The following is a 21,089-nucleotide window of genomic DNA, read 5'->3' on the forward strand; positions in this document are numbered from 1 at the left end:
CGGGGTACAGTGCTAATAGGCCAGCCGAGTATTCGGCCGGCCCACCTCATGCTGTGTCTTCTGGAGGCGACTCTCCAGGACTCCAGCGGATGCCCGGTCGGTGGCCCGATCGGCTTCCACACAACCGACCGCCCTCCGCGGGGTGCGCACGAGTCGTGCGTACCTGGAGGGATCCGCTCGCGGCACGTGTGCTCGAGCGAAGGCAGTGGTCCCGCGCCGCGCCCGGCCCCATCCGGTGGCCGGCTCAGTACCCCGGCGCGGTCCGTACGTCCCTCACGTACGACCCCCTTCGCCGCCTCGCGCCGCGTCTCACAGAAGAGGCAAGACTCTGTCCACTTTCCGCGATCTTGGGATTCTGTCCGAAACCGCCGAGGCCCTCGAGGCCGTCGGCATCGTGAATCCGTTCCCCATCCAGGAGATGACGCTTCCGGTCGCCCTCTCCGGCTCCGACGTCATCGGCCAGGCCAAGACCGGCACCGGCAAGACCCTGGGCTTCGGCCTTCCCCTGCTGGAGCGCGTCGTCGTCCCCGCCGACGTGGAGGCCGGCCGGGCGAAGCCCGAGCAGCTGACCGACGCCCCGCAGGCGCTCATCGTGGTCCCCACCCGTGAGCTGTGCCAGCAGGTCACCAACGACCTCCTCACCGCCGGCAAGGTCCGCAACGTCCGCGTCCAGGCGATCTACGGCGGCCGCGCCTACGAGCCCCAGGTCGAGGCCCTCAAGAAGGGCGTCGACGTCATCGTCGGCACCCCCGGCCGACTGCTCGACCTCGCCGGCCAGAAGAAGCTGAACCTCGCCCACGTCAAGGCGCTCGTCCTCGACGAGGCCGACGAGATGCTGGACCTGGGCTTCCTGCCCGACGTCGAGCGCATCATCACGATGCTCCCGGCCAAGCGCCAGACGATGCTCTTCTCCGCGACCATGCCCGGCGCGGTCATCTCGCTCGCGCGCCGCTACATGTCGCAGCCCACGCACATCCGCGCCACCTCGCCGGACGACGAGGGCCAGACGCACGCCAACATCGCGCAGCACATCTTCCGCGCCCACAACATGGACAAGCCGGAGATGGTCGCCCGCATCCTGCAGGCGGAGGGCCGCAACCGCGCGATGATCTTCTGCCGTACGAAGCGGACGGCCGCCGACATCTCCGAGCAGCTCACCCGGCGCGGTTTCGCCGCCGGCGCCGTCCACGGCGACCTCGGCCAGGGCGCCCGCGAGCAGGCGCTGCGCGCCTTCCGCAACGGCAAGGTCGACGTCCTGGTCTGCACCGACGTCGCCGCGCGCGGCATCGACGTCGACGACGTCACGCACGTGATCAACTACCAGACCCCCGAGGACGAGAAGACCTACCTCCACCGCATCGGCCGCACCGGCCGCGCGGGCAAGTCGGGTACGGCCGTCACGCTGGTCGACTGGGACGACATCCCGCGCTGGAAGCTGATCAACAAGGCGCTGGAGCTGTCGTTCGACGAGCCGGAGGAGACGTACTCCACGTCCCCGCACCTGTACGAGGCGCTGGGCATCCCCGCCGGCACCAAGGGCATCCTGCCCCGCTCCGAGCGCACCCTCGCCGGCCTCGCGGCCGAGGAGATCGAGGACCTCGGCGAGGTGGGCGGCGGCCGTGGCCGCGGGCGTGACGGCGGCCGTCGTGGCCGTGACGGCGGCCGCGACGGTGGCCGTGACCGCGATCGCGTGGAGGAGGAGCGTCCGGCCCGTACGCGTACGCCGCGCCAGCGGCGCCGCACGCGGGGCGGAGCGACGCTCGGCGCGGACGCTCCGGCGGCCGTGACGCCCGTCGCGCCCGTGGCTCCGGCGGAGCCGGCCGCGGCGACCGAGGCCGTGTCGGGTGCGTCCACCGCTGTTTCCGGTGCCCCGGAGACCCCGGCGCGTCCGCGTCGCCGTCGCCGCACGCGTGGCAGTGCGGGTGGCGGTGCGGGTACGCCCGTCGCCGCGGCGCCCGCCGCCGTGACCGCCGCGCCGGCCCCGGCCGCCGCGCCGGCTGCCGCCCCGGCGGAGCCCAAGGCTCCGGCCCGTCCGCGTCGCCGCGTGCGGCCGGTCGTCGCCCCGGTGAACGACGGCCTCGACTTCCAGACCGTGGAGAGCGCCGCGGCGGCCCTGGCCGTCCCGGCCGCCCGCGTGGCGGAGGCCGTGGAGACGGTGGCGCCGGTGGACACCACCGAGGCCAAGCCGAAGCGCGCCCGTACCCGTACGCGCATGGCCAAGAAGGCCGTCGCCGCGGTCGAGACCGCCGAGGTCGTCGAGACCGTCGAGGCCGTCCGGACGGCAGAAGTGGTGGCCGAGCCCAAGCCGGCGCGCAAGCGTGCGACGGCGAAGAAGGCCGCCGAGGCCGCCGTGGACGCCGTCGAGGCGGTGGAGACCGCGCCGAAGCGCGCCGCCGAGGTCGCGGAGACCAAGCCCAAGCGCACCCGCGCGACGGCGAAGAAGGCCGAGGCGACCGTCGAGGCCGCCGAGGTCGTCGCGGACGCCGTCGAGGCGACCGAGACGAAGCCCCGACGCACCCGCGCCACGGCCAAGAAGGCCGTCGCCGAGGCCGCCCCCGAGGCAGCGGAAACCGCCCCCAAGCGGACCCGCACGACCGCGAAGAAGGCTGCCGAAGCCGCTGTCGACACCGCCGAAGCGGTGGAGGCCAAGCCGAAGCGCACCCGCGCCACGGCGGCGAAGGCTGCCGAAGCCGTCGTCGACACCGCCGAGGCCGCCGAGGCGAAGCCGAAGCGCACGCGCGCCACGGCGGCCAAGGCCCCCGCCGACGCGGCCGAGGCCAAGCCGAAGCGCACCCGCGCGACCGCCAAGAAGGCCGTCGCCGTCGCCGAGGCCGTCGACACGGCCGAGGTCGCGGCGACCAAGCCGGCGCGCAAGCGTGCGGCGGCGAAGACGGCCGCCGAGGCCGTCGTGGACGCGACGGAGGCCAAGCCCAAGCGCACCCGCGCCGCGGCCAAGAAGGTCGCCGACACTGCCGAGGCAGCGGAAACCGCCCCCAAGCGGACCCGCGCCACCGCGAAGAAGGCTGCCGAAGCGACGGCCGACGTCGCCGAGGCCAAGCCCAAGCGCACCCGGAAGGCAGCGGCCCCGAAGGCCGACGCCTGATAGCAGGTCCGCGCTGACGCGCGTCGCCCCCGAGCGCCGGGGCGGGCTGATCCCAGCCCGCCCCGGCGCTCGTGTTTCGGCACGAAGGGGCCCGGGGGCGAAGCCCCCGCAAACAGCCCCGGCACCCGGAAAGGGCCCCGCCCACCCCCCGCGCTAGCCTCGTGCCATGAGCCGGCCCCCCTTCCTCGCCCTCCCGCCGTGCGCCGAGGCTTACCTCCTCACCACCGCCCGCGGGGAGTTCGCCGTGCACGACGCCCGCCCGGCCCCCGCGACCCGCGCCCGTGGCACCGCCCTCCTCGTGCCCGGGTTCACCGGCAGCAAGGAGGACTTCATCGCGCTGCTCGAACCGCTCGCCGCGGCCGGGTTCCGGGCCGTCGCCGTGGACGGGCGGGGACAGCACGAGAGCCCGGGCCCGCGCGACCAGGCCGCGTACACGCAGGACGAGTTGGCCCGCGACGTCCTCGCGCAGGCGGCCGCGCTCGGCGGCGACGTGCATCTGCTCGGGCACTCGCTCGGCGGCCTGATCACCCGCGCCGCCGTCCTCGCGGACGCGTCGCCCTTCCGCTCGCTGACCGTCATGAGCAGCGGCCCCGGGGCGATCTCCGCCTCGCAGCAGGCCCGTACGCGGCTGCTCGTCCAGGCCCTCGGCCTGCTGGACATGGAGAGCGTCTGGCGGGAGATGCAGCGCGAGGGGGCGGAGGCCGCGGCGGCCCTCGACACCCCCGCCGAGCTGACGGATTTCCTCCACCAGCGCTGGCTGCTCACGGTTCCCGAGCAACTGATGGCCACCGGCGTGCAGTTGACGGTCGAGCCGGACCGTACCGCCGAGCTGGCGCGGGTGCCGCTGGCCAAGCACGTGGTGTCCGGGGAGCTGGACTACGCCTGGCCGGTGCCGGAGATCGACGCGATGGCCGAGAAGCTGTCGGCGGTCCGTACGGTGATCCGGGGCGCGGGCCACTCCCCCAACGCCGAGCGGCCCGCCGCCACGGCGGACGCGCTCGTCCGCTTCTGGAACGACGCGGCCCCGAACGACGCCGCTTAGCCCGCCTTCTGCGTGACCGTGAAGAGGCCCCCTTCGGGGTCCCGCAGCGTCGCCTCGCGGCCCACCCGTGAGCGGGACGGCTCGGCGACGACCGCGCCGCCCTCGGCGAGGGCGGCCTCCACGGCCTTCTCGACGTCGTCCACGCAGAAGTACACGTGCCAGCGGGGGCGGATGCGCGGGTCGGGGTCGGCCTCGACGGCCCCGCCGCGCAGGGAGGCCACGGTGCGGCCGCCCGCGCGGACGGTCACGGCGTCGTCCTCGTAGCGGACCTCGCAGCGGCCGGGGCGGTCCATCGCCCAGTCGAAGATCTCGCCGTAGAACATGGCGGCCGCGAAGGCGTCGCGGGTGCGGAGCTCCAGCCAGGCGGGCGCGGAGCCGGAGCCGATCCGCCAGCCGGGGAGGTTCTCGCCCTCCCAGAAGCCGAAGACGGCGCCCATCGGGTCCGCCGCCAGGACGACCCGGCCGCGGCCGACCGCGAGGGGGCCCACCGCGACCGTGCCGCCGCGCTCCCGGACCCGGGCGGCCACCATGTCGGCGTCGTCGACGGCGAAGTACGAGGTCCAGGAGACGGCCACGCCCAGGCTGCTGGCGGCGTCGCTCAGCCCGGCGACGGGCTTGCCGTCGGAGATGGCGACGGAGAAGCCCTCGCCGAACGACCCGGCCCGGAACGTCCAGCCCAGCACGGCCGCGTAGAAGTCCTGCGACGCCTTGAGGTCGGCGGTCAGCAGGCTCACCCAGCAGGGCTGTCCCAGCCCGGCACCCTCCGTGGCCGCCATCGCCGATCGCCTCGTTTCCGTGTCCGGGAGTCTCCAGGGTTCCACTCGCTCCCCCCGAACGCACTCCGGCACGCGCGGCCGACCCCACTCATTAGCCACGTTAAAAATTTCTTTAGCGTAGGGAATGTTTCGAGGGGTAAACTCGTTGGACACTCTTGGAACGCGCGCCGCAATGTCGCCGCGCGCGTCACTGTTCACCGTTCTCCGCAGGAGGATCAGACGAAGGGAGAAGCCTTGCGCTTCGAAATCATGCGCCTGGACGACGTCGACGGCACCGCCGTCGACAGCACCGTCGTGGACGCCGCCTCCGTCAACCGGATCGTGCAGCAGGCCGCTTCCATCGGCCAACGCATATACATCCGCCCGGCCGACTCCTCGGTCCGGTAGCGCCGACGCGCTCCGGAAAGCCGAACGCCCCCGTACGACGACCGTACGGGGGCGTTCCGCATGTGTGCGGAAGCACGTCAGTGGTGCTGGATCACCTGGGTGATGCCGTTGATGATCTGCTGGACGGCCAGCGCCGAGAGCATCATGCCGGCGAGCCGGGTCACCAGGACCACACCGCCGTCCTTGATCACACGGATGATGTGGAGCGAGTTCCGCATCACCACCCACAGCACGACGTGGATCGCCGCGATGGCGCACCACACCGAGACCTGCGAGGCGACCGAGTCGGCGCGCTGCACCGCGAGGATCACCGAGACGATCGCACCGGGGCCCGCCAGCAGCGGCATGCCCAGCGGCACGAGCGCGACGTTGACGTCCTTGGTCTGCTTGGGCTCCTCCGACTTGCCCGTGAGGAGGTCCAGCGCGACCAGCAGCAGGAGCAGTCCGCCCGCGATCATCAGGGCGGGGGTGGTGATGTGGAGGTAGTCGAGGATCTGCCGGCCGCAGATGCCGAAGAGGGCGATCACCCCGAAGGCGACCGTCGCCGCCTGCCAGGCCATGCGCCGCTGGACCTTGGCCGGGCGGCCCGCGGTGAGGGCGAGGAAGATCGGCGTGATCCCGGGCGGGTCCATGATCACGAACAGGGTGAGGAAGAGGGAGCCGAAGACAGCGATGTCGAACACGTGAGGCCTTGCGATTGCGGAGCGAGCAGGAGCGGTGGGGGGAGGTACGAGGGGCCCGGGGCGGGGAGGGCGTGCGCGAACGGCTCGTACGCCTCGGACGATCGCCGCGTACGCGTCGACGCGGGGCGGGGGAAGGGACGTACGGGCGCGCTCGCCCGCCCGTGGACGTCCGTGGACGGACGGCCGGGACCGGAGCGCTAAGTGGTCAGCCGCCGGCGCCCGGGACGGGGAACGCGCCCGTCGCACGGCGCGTGATCTCCCCGTAGATCTCCGGGTCGGTGGTGAACTCGCCGAGGCGGCAGCTCTTGCGGCTGCCGTGGTAGTCGCTGGAGCCGGTGGGCAGCAGGCCCAGGTCGGCGGCGAGGCCGCGGAGCCGGGCGCGGGTGGCGGCGTCGTGGTCCATGTGGTCCACCTCGATGCCGTCCAGGCCGGCGGCGGCCAGCTCGGCTATGCCCTGTTCGTCGACGCAGCGGCCGCGCTTGAGGGCGAGGGGGTGGGCGAGCACGGTGACGCCGCCGGCCGCCTTGACCAGGCGGATGGCGTCGAAGGGGTCGAGCTCGTGCTTCGCGACGAAGGCCCGGCCGTCACCGGCGAGCCACTCGGAGGTGAAGGCGTCGGAGACGCTGTCGATCACGCCGAGCTCGATCATGGCCGTGGCCACGTGCGGGCGGCCGACGGCCCCGTCGCCGGCGATGCGGGCGACGCGCTCCCAGGCGACGGGCACGCCGAGCTCATTGAGCTTGGCGACCATGGCGCGGGCGCGCGGCTCGCGGTCGTCGCGCACGAGCTCGCGCTCGCGGGCGAGCTCCGGCTCGTGGGGGTCGAAGAGGTAGGCCAGCATGTGGACGCTGAAGCCGTCGGGCCCGTCGAAGCGGCAGGAGAGCTCGGCGCCGGTGACGAGGGTGAGCCCGGCGGGGAGGGCCGCGATGGCCTCGGCGTGGCCGCCGACCCCGTCGTGGTCGGTCAGCGCGACGACGTCCAGCCCGGCGGCGGCCGCGTTGCGGACCAGCTCGGCGGGGGTGTCCGTACCGTCCGAGGCCGTGGAGTGGGTGTGCAGATCGATGCGCACGACACGACTCCCAACAGCACCGGAACACGACAGGACCGATTCAGGATAACGGTCGTGGGAGGCGTGGTGCGGAGCGCCGGTTCAGGGCGAGAGGATCCGCGGCGACAGCGCCCCGCACGGCAGGAGGTCGACCTCCGCCCCGGCGTCCCGCAGATCCGTCAGCACGAGCTCGTCGTACATCAGCAGCCCCGACCGCTCGGGCCACACGATCGCCCAGAGCCACAGCCCCCGCGCCTCGCCCGCGAAGACCGCCCGGTCGCCGGGGGCGCCCTCGACATGCCAGAGCGGCGTGGGCCGCCCCGCCGCGTGGACCTTGGCGTGCGGCGAGAGGTCGACGCGGAGGTACGGGCCGGGGTCGGGGCCGTCGACGCCGGCGTAGCGGGCGCCGAGGCCGACGCCGAGTTCCTCGGCGACGAGCAGCAGCTCGCCGGGGCCGCCCAGCGGGCTGGGCCCGGAGCAGGCGACGGCGGTCGCCCGCGCGCCGGAGCGGTCGTCGCCCGCGCAGGCCACACCGGTGAAGAGCCAGCCGACGGGCAGGGGCCAGGGCATCCAGACCGGCACCCGGGCGCGCCCCACCGCGACGCCCAGTGCCTCGACGCTGGGCGGGACGACCGGCTGCAGAGGGTGCACGGTGCCGTGCACGGCGCACTGCCACGAGTCGGCGAAGAGACCGGGCGCGCGCACCCGGCCACCGCACTTCGGGCAACTGGGTTCGCCCCTCATAGCCTCCAACGGTCCTACCAGGGCGCCCCCGCGTCAAGGACGATCACCCGTCCGGAGTCGGGGCGTTCCCACCCTTCGGGACACCGGCGTCCGGCGGGCCGGCCGCCGTCAGTCGCCGAGCGGCACCCCGGCGCGCAGCGGGTCGCGCAGATCGGTGCCGTGCCGCAGCCACCGTTCCTCCAGGGCGGCGGCGCCCTGGACGCGCTTCCACGCGGCCTCGTTGGGCGTCATCGGCAGCAGGGGGAGGAAGCGGACGGGGTCCAGCGGGGCGTCGAGCTCCAGGTCCTCGACGAGGCCACCGGACTCGGCGACGAGCACGGAGGTGAAGGGCGCCCCGGGCCAGAGCGGCTCGCCAGTGTCCAAGGAGGCGCCGGGTGCCACCACGAGCCCTTCCACCTGCGGCGACGCGGCGAGGACGGCGAGCGGGCGGAGCACCTTGTCCGTGTCGGCGCGGCCGGCGCGCACGGAGAGGACCAGCTCGGCGCGGGGGCCGCGCAGGGGGTCGGCGAGGGAGGCCGTGGGGTCGGTCATGGGGTGGGCGGACATGCCGAGGGTGGCGTAGCGGACGATGTCCCCGGCGTCGTCGGAGGCAGCGAACCGGAGGACCTCGATCCGGTCGGTGCCCAGGAAAGTGATCGCGGCGCGCGCGTCGGGTTCACCGAGGGCCGTCAGCAGCCGGGCCTCGACCAGTGCGAGAACGTCTGACATGCAGTGAGCATAGAACGCGTATCGAACAGGCAAAGCGGGGCCTTGACGTGTCGGGCGACTGCTAGCCTTGACTCGCCTCGGCCTCTGGTCCAGGCGTGACGATCGTCCCTTACGCGGGGACCGGCCGGAGGAGGTGGGGCTGCGGTGGATCCTAGTCGACCGTGCAGTACCGACAGTTCTCCCGTCTCCTCGCCCCGGACGCACGTCACCCCGTGACCCGAGGCCTTCCGTGACCGGCCCTCCTCGCCGGATCGAATCCCGGAAGCCCCTTCACGCCCGCGGCACTTGACGGAAGAGCGCCTGCCCTCGCTTTGTTCCGTGTTCTCCGCAGTCCTCTGCGAACTCTCCGCGAACTGTCGCCGGTCGCACGCACCGCGCGAAGCGCCACCTGATTTGCGGACGTGCTCCCCTGCGCCCAGGGCGCCCGGCCACGTCCTCCTTCCAGGCAGCGTTGCGCCCGCGTCGTGGCCGGCGGCCGGCCCGTGAAGGAGCCAGCCATGTCGATGATCCGTGACCTGCGTGCCGTAGTCCGCCCCGCCCTGCGCCGGGTGCCCGACAAGAGCGGCGGTGGCGGCTACGGCACCACCCGTGACGCCTCGGTCAGCAGCGCCGTCGTGGACAGCGCCGTCTATCGCGACGGCAAGCGGGTCAGCGAACTCATCAGTCCCGCCGAGGCGCTGCGCCGGGTGCGGAGCTCCGGCGGGTTCGCGTGGATCGGGCTGCACGAGCCCACGGAGGCGGAGTTCGCGGGGATAGCCCGCGAGTTCGGGCTCCACCCGCTGGCCGTGGAGGACGCGGTCCACGCCCACCAGCGGCCCAAGCTGGAGCGCTACGACGACACGCTCTTCACCGTCTTCAAGACCATCCACTACGTGGAGCACGCCGAACTCACCGCCACCAGCGAGGTGGTGGAGACCGGCGAGGTGATGTGCTTCACGGGCCCGGACTTCATCATCACCGTCCGGCACGGCGGCCAGGGCTCGCTGCGCGCCCTGCGCCACCGGCTGGAGGAGGACGACCAGCTGCTCGCCAAGGGCCCCTCGGCCGTGCTGCACGCCATCGCCGACCAGGTGGTCGACGGCTACATAGCCGTGGCCGACGCCGTGCAGGACGACATCGACGAGGTGGAGATCGACGTCTTCTCCGAGCCCAGCAAGGGCAGCCGGCGGGGCGGCGACGCGGGCCGCATCTACCAGCTCAAGCGCGAGGTGCTGGAGTTCAAGCGCGCGGTCACCCCGCTGATGCGGCCGATGCAGCTGCTCAGCGAGCGGCCGATGCGGCTGGTCGACCCGGACATCCAGAAGTACTTCCGTGACGTCGCCGACCACCTGGCGCGCGTCCACGAGCAGGTGGTCTCCTTCGACGACCTGCTGAACTCCATCCTCCAGGCCAACCTCGCGCAGGCGTCCGTGGCCCAGAACGAGGACATGCGCAAGATCACGTCCTGGGCGGCGATCTTCGCCGTGCCGACGATGATCGCGGGCGTGTACGGCATGAACTTCAAGTACATGCCGGAGCTGCAGTGGAAGTACGGCTACCCCACGGTCATGGTGGTCACCGTCGTGATCTGCTACGCCATCCACCGCGGCTTCAAGCGGAACGGCTGGCTTTAGGGCTTACGCCTGGGCCTTGTCCCTTCTGCCGCCCATGATGACCAGCGCCAGGCCCGCCATGATCACGGCCAGCGCCGGATACGCCACGACGGGCGGCTCCTGCCCCAGCCACAGCGCCGCGATCAGCGCGGCCCCCGGCGTCTCCAGCAGGATCGCCGTGGACGTGACGGACGGGCCCAGGCCCTTGACCACCCTGTTGATCAGCGAGTGGCCGAGCAGCTGGGCCGCGATCGTGAGCACCGCCAGCTTCAGCCAGGTCTCCCCGCTGTAGCCGCCGAGGGACACTCCCCCGCACAGGCACGCGCCGAGCAGCAGCACGGTCGTGGTCGTGTAGCAGATGTAGGTGTAGGCGACCGTGCCCACCGTCCGGCGCACCTCCGCGCCCAGCAGGACGTACCCGGCGGCAGCGACGCCGCCCGCGAGCGCGAGGCCGTCCCCGGCGAGGGCGCGCGGGGAGAGGGACAGGTCGACGCCCGTGAGCGTCAGCACGCCGAGGAAGGCCAGCGCGGTGCCGGCCCAGACCAGCGCGGGCGGACGGTGACCGCGCAGCCGCAGCAGCAGGGTGGTCCAGATGGGCGTGGTGGTGACCAGCGCCGTGGACGAGGCGACGGAGGTCATCTGGAGGCTGGGCAGCCAGACCCCGAAGTGGACGGCGAGCAGCGCCCCGGCGGCGACGGCCAGCAGTGCCGTCCGCCGGCCGATGCCGCGCAGCTCGGCGCGGTGGCGGGGGCGGAGCAGGACGACGGGGGTGAGCGCGCCGACGGCCATGGCGTTGCGCCAGAAGGCGATGGCCAGGGCGGGCGCGGCGGTGGCCGCGATCAGCGGCGCGGAAAGGGAGACGCCGGCGATGGCGACGGCGAGGAGGAGGAGTTCCGTACGGACGGACGCCCCCGGGGCGCCGGATACGCCGGGAGCCTCCTCCGGGCTCGCCGGTCCGGTGGTCGTCCTGGGCGTCGGTATCGCGTCTCGTCGCGCGCGGGCAGCACTCACGGACCCAGCCTAGGCGCGTGCGTAAGGTAGGGCGCATGACGATGACGCAGGCGCTGATCGAAGAGGCCACGAAGAAGTCCGGCCTCATCTGGGTGAAGGGTCCGGCCGGGCCCAGCCGGGCGCTGTGGCACGTCTGGCACGAGGGTGCCGCGCACCTGGTGGGCGGCCCGGGCGAGCAGCCCGTGGACGAGCTGGGGCTCGCCGAGGGCGCGACGGCCACGGTGACCGTGCGCAGCAAGGACAAGGGCGGTCGGCTGGTCTCCTGGACGGCGTCGGTGAGCGAGCTCCCGGCGCGCGGGGAGGAGTGGGCGGCGGCCGTCGCCGAGCTGAAGGGCAAGCGGCTCAACGCGCCCGACGCGGAGCGGCTGGAGGACCGCTGGGCGGAGGAGTGCCGGGTGCTGCGGCTGACGCCGTCCGGGGCCACCGCGGAGCTGCCGGACGGTTCCCTGGTGGCGGTTCCGCTGGCGACGCCGGCGACGACGCGCGAGCCCATGCCGGCGGCGCTGCCGCGGCTGCTGCGCCGGGGGCGCCGCTAGGCGCCGCTAGGCGCTCCGCCGGTCACTTGCTCGGGTCGGCGCCCGCCCCGGACGACGGGAGGGTGCCGCCCGAGGGGATGCGCAGCTGTTTGCCGTAGTCGACGGTCTGGTTCTTGTCGGGGACGGCGAGGGCGAAGTCCTTGCCCCAGCCGTCCAGCTCCAGCTGGCCCGCGCCGCCCGCGCGCTGTACCCGCACGGGATACGGGGTGCCGGTGAGGGAGACGTCCATCGTGCCGCCGCCGCCCTTGGCGCCCGCGACGCGGATGGTGCGGACGCCGCCGACCGTGCCGTGGTCGCCCCGGGCGAGGGTGCCGTGGAGGGCGAGCAGGCCGTCGAGGAGGACGTCCTTGTCGGTGAAGCCCCGGAACTGCTGGTAGGCGGGGTCGTCGCCCGGCACCTTGACGTACTTGTCGTCGAGCTTGCCGGCGGCGGCCGCCGCGTCCGGCTTGGCCGGGGCCGTGGCGCCGGCGGCGGGGGCCTTCGAGGGCGCGGGCGTGGCTCCCTTGGCCCAGAACCCGGCGGGCGCCTTGAGGTAGAGGTCGTCGCCCACGCGCAGCAGCTCGAAGGAGCTGGCGGCGGAGGAGGACACCCGGCCCGTGCCGCCGTTCTTCTTCAGCCGCATGTCGATGCGGTAGGTACGGCCCTGGCTGACGACGTTGCCGGACAGGTGGACGGCATCGGCGCCGCGCGCGGCGGCGCGGGCCTTGTCCTGGATGGCGGCGGGTTCGAGTTTGCCGACGCCGTTGGTCCCCGCGTCCGGGTCCTCGGCTCCGCCGCCGCAGGCCGTGAGCACGGCCGACAGGCCGACGCACAGGGCTCCCACGAGAGCCGTGTTCCGCGTTCGCACCTCTGCTCCTGTCCTCCGGTCACCGGTGGGCTACGGCGCAGCGTACCCGGGCCGCCGACGGGCGGAAGCGGGGAGTCCGTACAGGATCCGCAGCGGCTCCGTACGGCGGTCTCTCCCGCGCCCGGCGAAGCCGGTCACGCTAGCCTGAATCGGACACCACCCGGCGTGGGAGGAGGTACGCGGCCATGGCAGCAGGCGCCCCCCGGGTGTTCGTCTCGCACATCTCGGGCGTGGCCGTCTTCGACCCCAACGGGGACCAGGTGGGCCGGGTCCGCGACGTCGTGGCGATGCTGCGCGTGGGCAAGCGGCCGCCCCGGGTGCTGGGGCTGGTCGTGGAGGTGGTCAGCCGGCGGCGGATCTTCCTGCCGATGACCCGGGTGACGGGCGTGGAGTCCGGGCAGGTCATCACCACGGGCGTGGTGAACATGCGGCGGTTCGAGCAGCGGCCCACGGAGACGCTGGTCTTCGGCGAGCTCTTCGACCGCCGGGTGCGGCTCGTCGAGACGGACGAGGAGGTGACCGTCCTCGACGTGTCCATCACCCAGTTGCCCGCCCGCCGGGACTGGGAGATCGACAAGGTCTTCGTCCGCCGGGGCAAGGGCGGCGCCCTGCGCCGCAAGGGGGAGACGCTGACGGTGGAGTGGTCCGCCGTCACCGGCTTCTCGCTGGAGGAGCACGGCCAGGGCGCCGAGAACCTGCTGGCCACCTTCGAGCGGCTGCGCCCCGCCGACCTGGCCAACGTGCTCCACCACCTCTCCCCCAAGCGGCGCGCCGAGGTCGCCGCCGCCCTGGACGACGACCGGCTCGCGGACGTCCTGGAGGAGCTGCCGGAGGACGACCAGATCGAGATCCTCGGGAAGCTGAAGGAGGAGCGGGCCGCCGACGTCCTGGAGGCCATGGACCCCGACGACGCGGCCGACCTGCTCTCCGAGCTGCCGGAGGAGGAGATGGAGCGGCTGCTGACGCTGATGCGGCCGGACGAAGCCGCCGACGTGCGGCGGCTGATGTCCTACGAGGAGCTGTCGGCGGGCGGTCTGATGACCACCGAGCCGATCGTGCTGCGCCCGGACGCGACCGTCGCCGACGCCCTCGCGCGGGTGCGCAACCCCGACCTGTCCCCCGCGCTCGCCGCCCAGGTGTACGTGTGCCGGCCGCCGGACGAGACGCCGACGGGCAAGTTCCTGGGCACCGTGCACTTCCAGCGGCTGCTGCGCGACCCGCCGTTCACGCTCGTCGGCTCGATGACCGACACCGAGCTGCGGCCGCTGCCGCCGGACATGCCGCTGCGCGCGGTCACCAGCTACCTGGCGACGTACAACATGGTCGCCGTGCCCGTCGTGGACGAGAGCGGCTCGCTGCTGGGCGCGGTGACCGTGGACGACGTCCTCGACCACCTGCTGCCGGACGACTGGCGGGAGACCGAGCTCCACCACGGCGCGTTCGGCATGGACCTCCAGGGCGGTGAGCCGTGAGGCCCGGGGACCGCGACCGGGCCCGCGCCACCGCGCCCGCGCTGCGCCCCGACCGGTCCGCCGACCGGGCCAAGGCCGAGTCGGCGGCGGTGCACCCGCACCCCCACCCGCCGCAGCGCGCCCGGCTGGACCTGCCCCGGGTGAAGCGCGCCCGCTGGCTGCCGGAGTACGACCCGGAGGCCTTCGGGCGGATGTCGGAGCGGATCGCCCGTTTCCTGGGCACGGGCCGCTTCATCGTCTGGATGACGGTCGTCATCGTCCTGTGGGTCGTGTGGAACACCTCGGTCCCCGGGAACCTGCGGTTCGACCGCTATCCGTTCATCTTCCTGACCCTCGTGCTGTCCCTCCAGGCGTCGTACGCCGCCCCCCTGATCCTGCTGGCGCAGAACCGGCAGGACGACCGCGACCGGGTCAACCTGGAGCAGGACCGCAAGCAGAACGAGCGCTCCATCGCGGACACCGAGTACCTGACGCGGGAGATCGCCGGGCTGCGCATGGGCCTCGGCGAGGTCGCGACCCGGGACTGGATCCGCTCGGAATTCCAGGACCTGGTCAGGGAGCTGGAGCAGCGCCGGGTATTCCCGGCGGAGAGTGAGGAAGGCGACCGCTGAGAGGCTTTCCCGAGGCCCTGTGCCGAGCCGTACCATCGGAGCTATGGCTACCGACACGTACGACACCGCCGCGCCGAGTGAGGACGCGATCCGCGCCGCGCTCGCGACGGTCAACGACCCCGAGATCCAGCGCCCCATCACCGAGCTGGGGATGGTCAAATCGGTGGGGATCGCGGCGGACGGCACGGTCGCGGTGGCGGTCTATCTGACGGTCGCCGGCTGCCCCATGCGCGACAAGATCACCTCGATGGTGACCGAGGCCGTCTCGCGGGTCGAGGGCGTCACGGGCGTCACCGTCGAGCTGGACGTGATGAGCGACGAGCAGCGCCGTGAGCTCGCGTCGTCGCTGCGCGGCGGCCAGACCGAGCGCGAGGTGCCCTTCGCCAAGCCCGGCTCGCTGACCCGCGTCTACGCGGTCGCCTCCGGCAAGGGCGGCGTCGGCAAGTCCTCGGTGACGGTCAACCTGGCCGCCGCCATGGCGGCCGACGGCCTGAAGGTCGGTGTCGTGGACGCCGACATCTACGGCCACTCGGTGCCCCGCATGCTGGGCGCGGACGGCCGTCCCACCCAGGTCGAGAACATGATCATGCCGCCGTCGGCGAACGGTGTGAAGGTCATCTCGATCGGCATGTTCACCCCGGGCAACGCCCCGGTGGTCTGGCGCGGCCCCATGCTCCACCGCGCCCTCCAGCAGTTCCTCGCGGACGTCTTCTGGGGCGACCTGGACGTCCTCCTCCTCGACCTGCCGCCGGGCACGGGCGACATCGCCATCTCGGTGGCCCAGCTGATCCCCAACGCCGAGATCCTCGTGGTGACGACCCCTCAGCAGGCCGCCGCCGAGGTCGCCGAGCGGGCCGGCTCGATCGCCGTGCAGACCCACCAGAAGATCGTCGGCGTCGTGGAGAACATGTCCGGGCTGCCGTGCCCGCACTGCGACGAGATGGTCGACGTCTTCGGCACGGGCGGCGGCCAGAAGGTCGCCGACGGCCTCACCCGCACCACGGGCGCGACCGTCCCCGTGCTGGGCTCCATCCCGATCGACGTCCGGCTGCGCGAGGGCGGCGACGAGGGCAAGCCGGTGGTCCTGAGCGACCCCGACTCCCCGGCGGGCAGCGCGCTGCGCGCCATCGCGGGCAAGCTCGGCGGGCGGCAGCGCGGCCTGTCGGGCATGTCGCTGGGCATCACGCCGCGCAACAAGTTCTGACCCTCGCGGGTGTGCGGAGGGCGCCCGGCGGATTCCGCCGGGCGCCCTCCGCGCGTCTGCGGGCTACTTCTCCTGGTGGCCCAGGTCCTTCACGGTCGCCGTCGCGGCGTTCCGCTTCACCGACTCGATGCCCTTCTCGCACGCCGCCCGGCTGTTGTAGGCCTCGCCGACGGCGATGATCTCGCCGTTGCCCGCCTTCAGCCGGTAGCGGTAGTGGCCCGCCTTGTCCTCGTACATCTCGAACCTGCCCGGCATGGTGCGTCACCCTCTCGGAAGTCGGCCCCCTGCGGGCATTCAAGCCCGGCCCCACGGACCCCGCAGCCCGGGGCGGCCCGACGGGTGACCCGGCCGGTCCGGCTCAGTCCGCCTCGTAGGCCCTGATGTCCGGGATCACCGCGAAGCCCATGCCGTACGCGCTCATGCCGCGCCCGTACGCGCCGAGGTGGACGCCCTCCGCCGAACCGGCGAGCACCCAGCCGTACTCCGACTCCCGGTAGCGGAAGTCCGTGGGCACCCCGTCCACCGGGAGCGACAGCGTCGACCAGGCCGATTCCTCCAGATGGTCGGCGAGCTCCCAGGCGAGGGCCGTCTGCTGGTCCAGCCAGTCCTGGCGCAGGGCGCGCTCCATCTGGGAGGGCCAGGTGCACGCCAGCAGCCCCGAGCCGGCCAGCCAGGCGGCCGAGGAGACCGAGGTGGCCTCCAGCACGCCCGTGCCGTCGGCGCTGCGCCGCACCGGGCGGCTGGCGACGGTGACCACGACCGCGAAGCGCTGGGTGGCGGTGTCGTGCTCGATGCGGCCCATGCGCAGCTGTGGCTCGGCGCCGTGGCCCGTGGAGCCGTGCTCCACCGTGCCGTCGGCGGCGGCGCCGACCTGCATCAGCCAGCGCGGCCCGGTGTAGGCCTCGTCCAGGCCGTACCACGGGAACGATGCCAGGAGATAGCCGTCGACCGAGCGCCGGTTACCGGACCCGCCCTGGCCGTCCGGCGTCCCCGCGGCGGACGCGTCGGCCTCGCCGGCCCCTCGCGCCCCTACCCGACTCGTCGTCTCCATCTGCGCGGCGCCTCCTCATAGCCCCGACGTCCTGGGCGCGCCGGGCCCTCGTTCCCGGCCGCACCCCAAACAAAGGGAGGATAGCCACCCCCGTCAATGGGGCCCCGCATCGACGGGCTCAGGTGGCGTCGGCGTCGTACGGAGGACGCTCTCCCGGCTGAAGGCCGCTCTCGCGCTTCTTGAGCAGGTCCGGGGTGCCGGAGCCGCCGGCGGCGGTCGAGGACGAGGGGGCCGTCCGGCTGTGGGCCGTGTCGGTGACCTCGGCCATCTCGGCCATCTCGGACTTGAAGTCGAAGCCGTTGCGGATCTCCTTCAGGCCCAGCTCGTCCTTCTCCAGCACGTGCTTGCGCACGAACGTCTTGGGGTTGAGGTCCTCGAACTCGAAGTCCTTGAACTCGGGGCCGAGCTCGGAGCGGATGTCCTCTTTGGCGTTCTCGGAGAACTGCCGGATCTTGCGCAGCGTGCGCGACACGTCCTGGATCATCTTCGGCAGCTTGTCGGGACCGAAGATGAGCACGGCAAGGACGATGAGCGTGATCAGCTCGAGGGGTCCTATGTCGAGCACGTTGCTCAGCTCCTTGGGGGCGTAGACGGCCGGGGCGGCCGGGTATCACGGTACCTGGCCCGGTGGGGGCGAGGGGAGACACGCCGGTCAAAATCGGGCGAAGGTTCGGAGACCGGTGAGTGCGCGGTGGGCGGCCGATGGGCGGCCGGCGCCGCCGGCGGCCGCCCGTCTGCCGCAGGCCGGCCGCCGATCAGCCGCTGGTCGCGGAGCCCAGCGTCAGGCGGACGGTCTCCTCCCGGCCGTCCCGGTCAAGGGTCAGGGCGAGGCTGTCGCCCGGCCGGTGACCGCGGATCTTGACGATCAGCTCCTGGGCGGCGTGCACGGGGACGCCGTCCACCTTCCTGATGACGTCCTTGGGCCGGATGCCCGCCTTGTCGGCGGGGCCGCCGGGGGTGACGGCCGGGGTCCTGGAGCCGTCGGTGTTCACCCGTGCGCCGTCACCCGCGTACGCCATGTCGAGTGACACGCCGATCACCGGATGGGTGGCCTTCCCGGTGTTGATCAGCTCCTCGGCGACGCGGCGGGCGGAGTTGATCGGTATCGCGAAGCCGAGGCCGATGCTGCCGCCCTGGCCGCCCGCCCCGCCGGACTCGGCGTCCCCGGCGGAGCGGATGGCGCTGTTGATGCCGATGACCCGGGCCTGGGAGTCCACCAGGGGGCCGCCGGAGTTGCCGGGGTTGATCGGGGCGTCGGTCTGGAGGGCGTCGACGTAGCTGATGTCGGCGCCGTCCTGCTTGCGGCCGCCCGCGGTGATCGGGCGCTCCTTGGCGCTGATGATCCCGGTGGTGACGGTGCCCGCGAGGTCGAAGGGCGCGCCGATCGCGATGACGGAGTCGCCGACGCGCACGGAGTCGGAATTGCCGAGGGCGAGCGGGGTGAGGCCGGACACGCCGGACACCTTGATCACGGCGAGGTCGTAGCCGCCGTCGCGGCCGACGAGCTCCGCCTTGGCGGTCTGGCCGCCGTTGAACGTCACGGATATGGAGCCGCCGCCGGACGCCGCGGACTGCACGACGTGGTTGTTGGTGAGGATGTGCCCCTTCTTGTCGAGCACGAAGCCGGTGCCGGTGCTCTGGTCGCCGCCGCCGCGCACATGGATCGTGACGACGCCGGGCAGCGCCCGCGCGGCGATCCCGGCGACGCTCCCGGGCGCGCGGTCGGCGCTCCCGGCCCCGGCCTGCGGCAGCGTCACCCGCCCGGCGACGCCGCCGTCCCGCTCCAGGTACATCCCGATCCCGCCGCCGATCCCGCCGGCCACCAACGCCACGACCACGGCCCCGCCCACGATGCGGCTCCGGGCCACGGTCACCTGCTTGACGGGCTCCGGCTTCCCGTACACGGGCAGCCCACCGGCGACGGCCCAGGGGTCGTAGCCCCACGGGTTCGCCTCCGGCGCGGGGTACGAGGCCTCCGCCGGGGCAGCGGGCGGGGTCGCCTCCGGCGCGGGGTGCGCGGGCGCCTCCGGCGCGGCGTGCGTGAATGCCTGCGGCGCCGGGTGCGGCTGAGGAGCCGTCTGCTGCGGGGTCGCCGGGTACGGGAGGTGTTCGGTGGCCGGGCCGACGGGCGGCATCGGTCGCGTGGCCGGTTCCTCGGACGCGCCGCCGGGCGGTGTGGCGTCCACCGCCGCCTGCGACGGCAGTGGCTGGGTGGCCGGTTCGCCGCCCGGGGCGGTGGGCTGCGGCGCGTACGCCGCAGGGGCGGGCGGCGTCGCCCCCGGCACCAGCGCGGTGCCCTGGGGCGGGGTGAGGGTGGGGCGTTGGACCGGGGGCGCCGGGGCCCAGGGGCCGGGGCGGCCGTAGGGCGGGGTGCTGTACGGGTCGGGGGCGTGCAGCGGCGCGGCGGGGGTGTCGCCCGGGCCCGCGAGTGGCTGCGGCGGGACGCCCTCCGGCGTACGGCGGCGGTGCCACCAGTGCGGCTTGGGCGCGGACGCCCGCGCCTTCCCCTCGTCCATTCCTCTCCCCACCGTTCGTCGCGGAGGCGCGCATGCCGGAAACACGCGCGCCCCACAGACGATTACACCAGGTCCCCGGCCGGGTGCGGAGGGGGGAGGCCGCCGGGATCCCGGCGGGGATCCCGGCCGTGATCAGCGGGGCTGTACCGGCGGCCGGGCCTGCGGCTGCGCGGCGAGGGTCGCGGGCCTGCGGACCATCGGCGGCAGCAGCCGCGCGCCGGAGGGGCGCAGCAGGGAGACGCCCGCGGCCAGCGGGGCCGCGAACGTCGCCGACAGCTCCTGCGCCGCCGGCTGCGCCCGGCCCAGGTCGCGCTGGTCACGCTGATCGCGCTGGTCCAGGGGCACGCCCTGCGCCGAGCCGAGGGAGCTCGTGGCCGCGCTGGTGCCGTCGCCGCGGGCCTGCCGGGACGCCACGGGCGTCTCCAGCGGCTGCGCCCCGGCCAGGGCTATCGCCGCCAGCGAGACCGCCCCGGCCGCCGCGAAGGCGAACCGGCGGCCGCGCGAGCCGCCCTGCCCCACCGGGTGGGTGCGGAAGCCCCGGTCACGCGGCTGGGGGGCGACCGCCGGAAGCAGGGCGAAGGACTCCGCCCCGGCGCCGAAGGCGCCTCTTCCCACGGCCGGGGGGCCGCCTTCGCCCTCGTCACCGGACAGCCCGGAAGGCCCGGGCGGGCCGCCCATGCCGCCCGGCAGCCCTTGCAGCCGGGCGAGCAGCGAGTCGGAGAGCGGCGGTGGCGCGGCCTCCGCGAACACGCTTTTGAGCCGACGCTGCGCGTCGGCTTCCGCTTTGCAGGTCCAGCAGGTGGCGAGGTGCGCCAGCACCCGCTCCCGAGAATCGTGCCCCAACTCCCCGTCGACGAGGGCAGCGAGGCGGTCGCCGAGATGGTGCTCGGCGGGGGACTGACCGCCGGAGGTGGTCACGCGATCCCGACCTCCCCACCGAGAGGAACGCCGGCGGTCGGCACCGCCACCGCGCGCTGCTCGGCCCGGGCGGCGGGCGAGCGGTGCTGGAGCGCCTTGCGGAGGTGGGAACGGCCGCGGTGGATACGGCTGCGCACGGTGCCGAGCTTGACGCCGAGGGTCGCGGCGATCTCCTCGTAGGAGAGCCCCTCGATGTCGCACAGGACGACCGCGGCGCGGAACTCCGGCGCGAGGGTGTCCAGCGCCTGCTGGACGTCCGCGTCGAAGTGGGTGTCGTTGAAGTGCTGCTGGGGGGACGGCTCGCGGCTGGGGAGCCGCTCGGCGGCGTCCTCGCCCAGCGCGTCGAAGCGGATGCGCTGACGGCGCCGGACCATGTCCAGGAACAGGTTCGTGGTGATGCGGTGCAGCCAGCCCTCGAACGTCCCCGGGGTGTACGTGGACAGGGAGCGGAAGACGCGGACGAAGACCTCCTGCGTGAGGTCCTCGGCGTCGTGCTGGTTGCCGGTGAGGCGGTAGGCGAGACGGTAGACCCGGGCGCTGTGCGTGCTGACGATCTCCTCCCAACTGGGCGGAGTCCACGCCTGGGCGTCCGCGTCGGTGGCGAAGGTCGCGGTGTTCGCGGTGCGGGCGGCGGCGTTGGAACGGTCAGCGGTGTAGGTCACGGATTTCGGCTCGGGAGCGGACCTGCGGAGGCGCCTGAGCACTCCGCGACGGTCGCCGACCGCAGCCGCACCTCCCCTGTCGGCTCTGGTGGTGTCCAGTGGAGCCCCTACCATATCCACCTCGCCCGTTAGCTCCGGATAAGCAATTTTGACCCGGATTTTGGTCTTGATCCGTTGT

Annotated in this window: 21 protein-coding genes; 8 read left to right on the forward strand and 13 right to left on the reverse strand. The window is 73.6% G+C overall.

Features of this window, described 5'->3' with window-relative positions; genetic code table 11:
- Window positions 1-418 precede the first annotated feature (418 nt).
- Window positions 419-3,103, forward strand: a complete 2,685-nt coding sequence (locus IE096_RS12945; protein ID WP_189451781.1) for a DEAD/DEAH box helicase — start codon at window positions 419-421, stop codon at window positions 3,101-3,103.
- 166 nt (window positions 3,104-3,269) lie between these two features.
- Entirely contained in the window at window positions 3,270-4,145 is an 876-nt protein-coding gene (locus IE096_RS12950) for an alpha/beta fold hydrolase (RefSeq protein ID WP_189451566.1), read from the forward strand.
- Here the strand turns inward: IE096_RS12950 and IE096_RS12955 are convergent.
- Entirely contained in the window at window positions 4,142-4,921 is a 780-nt protein-coding gene (locus IE096_RS12955; RefSeq protein WP_189451567.1) for a VOC family protein, read from the reverse strand. The two genes, IE096_RS12950 and IE096_RS12955, sit on opposite strands and share 4 nt — an antisense overlap.
- Before the next feature lie 234 nt (window positions 4,922-5,155).
- Here IE096_RS12955 and IE096_RS12960 point away from each other — a divergent pair, with 234 nt between their 5' ends.
- Window positions 5,156-5,308 (forward strand): DUF8834 family protein, encoded by a 153-nt coding sequence (locus IE096_RS12960; protein WP_164737832.1) that lies wholly within the window; start codon window positions 5,156-5,158, stop codon window positions 5,306-5,308.
- 77 nt (window positions 5,309-5,385) lie between these two features.
- Here the strand turns inward: IE096_RS12960 and IE096_RS12965 are convergent, their stop codons facing one another.
- The 4 genes from IE096_RS12965 to IE096_RS12980 form a co-directional block, all read right to left on the reverse strand.
- Entirely contained in the window at window positions 5,386-5,991 is a 606-nt protein-coding gene (locus IE096_RS12965; RefSeq protein WP_189451568.1) for a MarC family protein, read from the reverse strand.
- Window positions 5,992-6,196: 205 nt separating this feature from the next.
- Entirely contained in the window at window positions 6,197-7,060 is an 864-nt protein-coding gene (locus tag IE096_RS12970) for a PHP domain-containing protein (protein ID WP_189451569.1), read from the reverse strand.
- An 81-nt stretch (window positions 7,061-7,141) separates the two neighbouring features.
- On the reverse strand, window positions 7,142-7,783 hold the full coding sequence (locus tag IE096_RS12975) for a DUF6758 family protein (protein WP_126915895.1): 642 nt from the start codon (window positions 7,781-7,783) through the stop codon (window positions 7,142-7,144).
- A 108-nt stretch (window positions 7,784-7,891) separates the two neighbouring features.
- Window positions 7,892-8,491, reverse strand: coding sequence for a suppressor of fused domain protein (locus tag IE096_RS12980; RefSeq protein ID WP_126915894.1), 600 nt, complete (start codon window positions 8,489-8,491; stop codon window positions 7,892-7,894).
- Between the two features lie 497 nt (window positions 8,492-8,988).
- Between IE096_RS12980 and IE096_RS12985 the strand changes: the two genes are divergently transcribed.
- Complete coding sequence (locus IE096_RS12985) at window positions 8,989-10,104, forward strand: magnesium and cobalt transport protein CorA (protein WP_189451570.1); 1,116 nt, start codon at window positions 8,989-8,991, stop codon at window positions 10,102-10,104.
- 3 nt (window positions 10,105-10,107) lie between these two features.
- On the opposite strand, the gene IE096_RS12990 is transcribed toward IE096_RS12985, so the two are convergent.
- Window positions 10,108-11,094, reverse strand: coding sequence for a DMT family transporter (locus IE096_RS12990; protein ID WP_229820136.1), 987 nt, complete (start codon window positions 11,092-11,094; stop codon window positions 10,108-10,110).
- Window positions 11,095-11,129: 35 nt separating this feature from the next.
- Between IE096_RS12990 and IE096_RS12995 the strand changes: the two genes are divergently transcribed.
- Window positions 11,130-11,630, forward strand: a complete 501-nt coding sequence (locus IE096_RS12995) for a hypothetical protein (RefSeq protein WP_189451571.1) — start codon at window positions 11,130-11,132, stop codon at window positions 11,628-11,630.
- A gap of 22 nt (window positions 11,631-11,652) precedes the next feature.
- Here IE096_RS12995 and IE096_RS13000 read toward each other — a convergent pair whose 3' ends face one another.
- A complete protein-coding gene (locus IE096_RS13000; protein WP_189451572.1) occupies window positions 11,653-12,477 on the reverse strand; it encodes a hypothetical protein in 825 nt (274 codons plus the stop codon).
- A gap of 185 nt (window positions 12,478-12,662) precedes the next feature.
- On the opposite strand from IE096_RS13000, the gene IE096_RS13005 reads away from it, so the two are divergent.
- The 3 genes from IE096_RS13005 (at window position 12,663) to IE096_RS13015 (ending at window position 15,764) form a co-directional block, all read left to right on the forward strand.
- Window positions 12,663-13,949, forward strand: a complete 1,287-nt coding sequence (locus IE096_RS13005; protein ID WP_189451573.1) for a magnesium transporter MgtE N-terminal domain-containing protein — start codon at window positions 12,663-12,665, stop codon at window positions 13,947-13,949.
- 89 nt (window positions 13,950-14,038) lie between these two features.
- Complete coding sequence (locus IE096_RS13010) at window positions 14,039-14,560, forward strand: DUF1003 domain-containing protein (RefSeq protein ID WP_229820163.1); 522 nt, start codon at window positions 14,039-14,041, stop codon at window positions 14,558-14,560.
- Between the two features lie 43 nt (window positions 14,561-14,603).
- On the forward strand, window positions 14,604-15,764 hold the full coding sequence (locus tag IE096_RS13015; RefSeq protein WP_189451574.1) for an Mrp/NBP35 family ATP-binding protein: 1,161 nt from the start codon (window positions 14,604-14,606) through the stop codon (window positions 15,762-15,764).
- Window positions 15,765-15,827: 63 nt separating this feature from the next.
- On the opposite strand, the gene IE096_RS13020 is transcribed toward IE096_RS13015, so the two are convergent.
- The 6 genes from IE096_RS13020 to sigE all read right to left on the reverse strand — a co-directional run bounded on the left by IE096_RS13020 (window position 15,828) and on the right by sigE (window position 21,025).
- Window positions 15,828-16,019, reverse strand: coding sequence for a YegP family protein (locus tag IE096_RS13020; protein ID WP_189451575.1), 192 nt, complete (start codon window positions 16,017-16,019; stop codon window positions 15,828-15,830).
- Between the two features lie 103 nt (window positions 16,020-16,122).
- Window positions 16,123-16,815, reverse strand: a complete 693-nt coding sequence (locus IE096_RS13025; RefSeq protein ID WP_189451576.1) for a hypothetical protein — start codon at window positions 16,813-16,815, stop codon at window positions 16,123-16,125.
- A 118-nt stretch (window positions 16,816-16,933) separates the two neighbouring features.
- A complete protein-coding gene (locus IE096_RS13030) occupies window positions 16,934-17,380 on the reverse strand; it encodes a sec-independent translocase (protein ID WP_189451577.1) in 447 nt (148 codons plus the stop codon).
- Window positions 17,381-17,570: 190 nt separating this feature from the next.
- Window positions 17,571-19,331, reverse strand: coding sequence for a S1C family serine protease (locus tag IE096_RS13035; RefSeq protein ID WP_189451578.1), 1,761 nt, complete (start codon window positions 19,329-19,331; stop codon window positions 17,571-17,573).
- A 132-nt stretch (window positions 19,332-19,463) separates the two neighbouring features.
- A complete protein-coding gene (locus tag IE096_RS13040) occupies window positions 19,464-20,249 on the reverse strand; it encodes a zf-HC2 domain-containing protein (RefSeq protein WP_189451579.1) in 786 nt (261 codons plus the stop codon).
- Window positions 20,246-21,025 carry an RNA polymerase sigma factor SigE gene (sigE, locus tag IE096_RS13045; RefSeq protein ID WP_189451580.1) on the reverse strand — a complete coding sequence of 260 codons (780 nt, stop codon included), beginning with the start codon at window positions 21,023-21,025 and terminating at the stop codon, window positions 20,246-20,248. The genes IE096_RS13040 and sigE overlap by 4 nt, the downstream gene beginning before the upstream one ends.
- Between the last annotated feature and the right edge of the window lie 64 nt (window positions 21,026-21,089).

The organism is Streptomyces abikoensis (assembly GCF_014648775.1).
Lineage (GTDB): Bacteria > Actinomycetota > Actinomycetes > Streptomycetales > Streptomycetaceae > Streptomyces > Streptomyces abikoensis.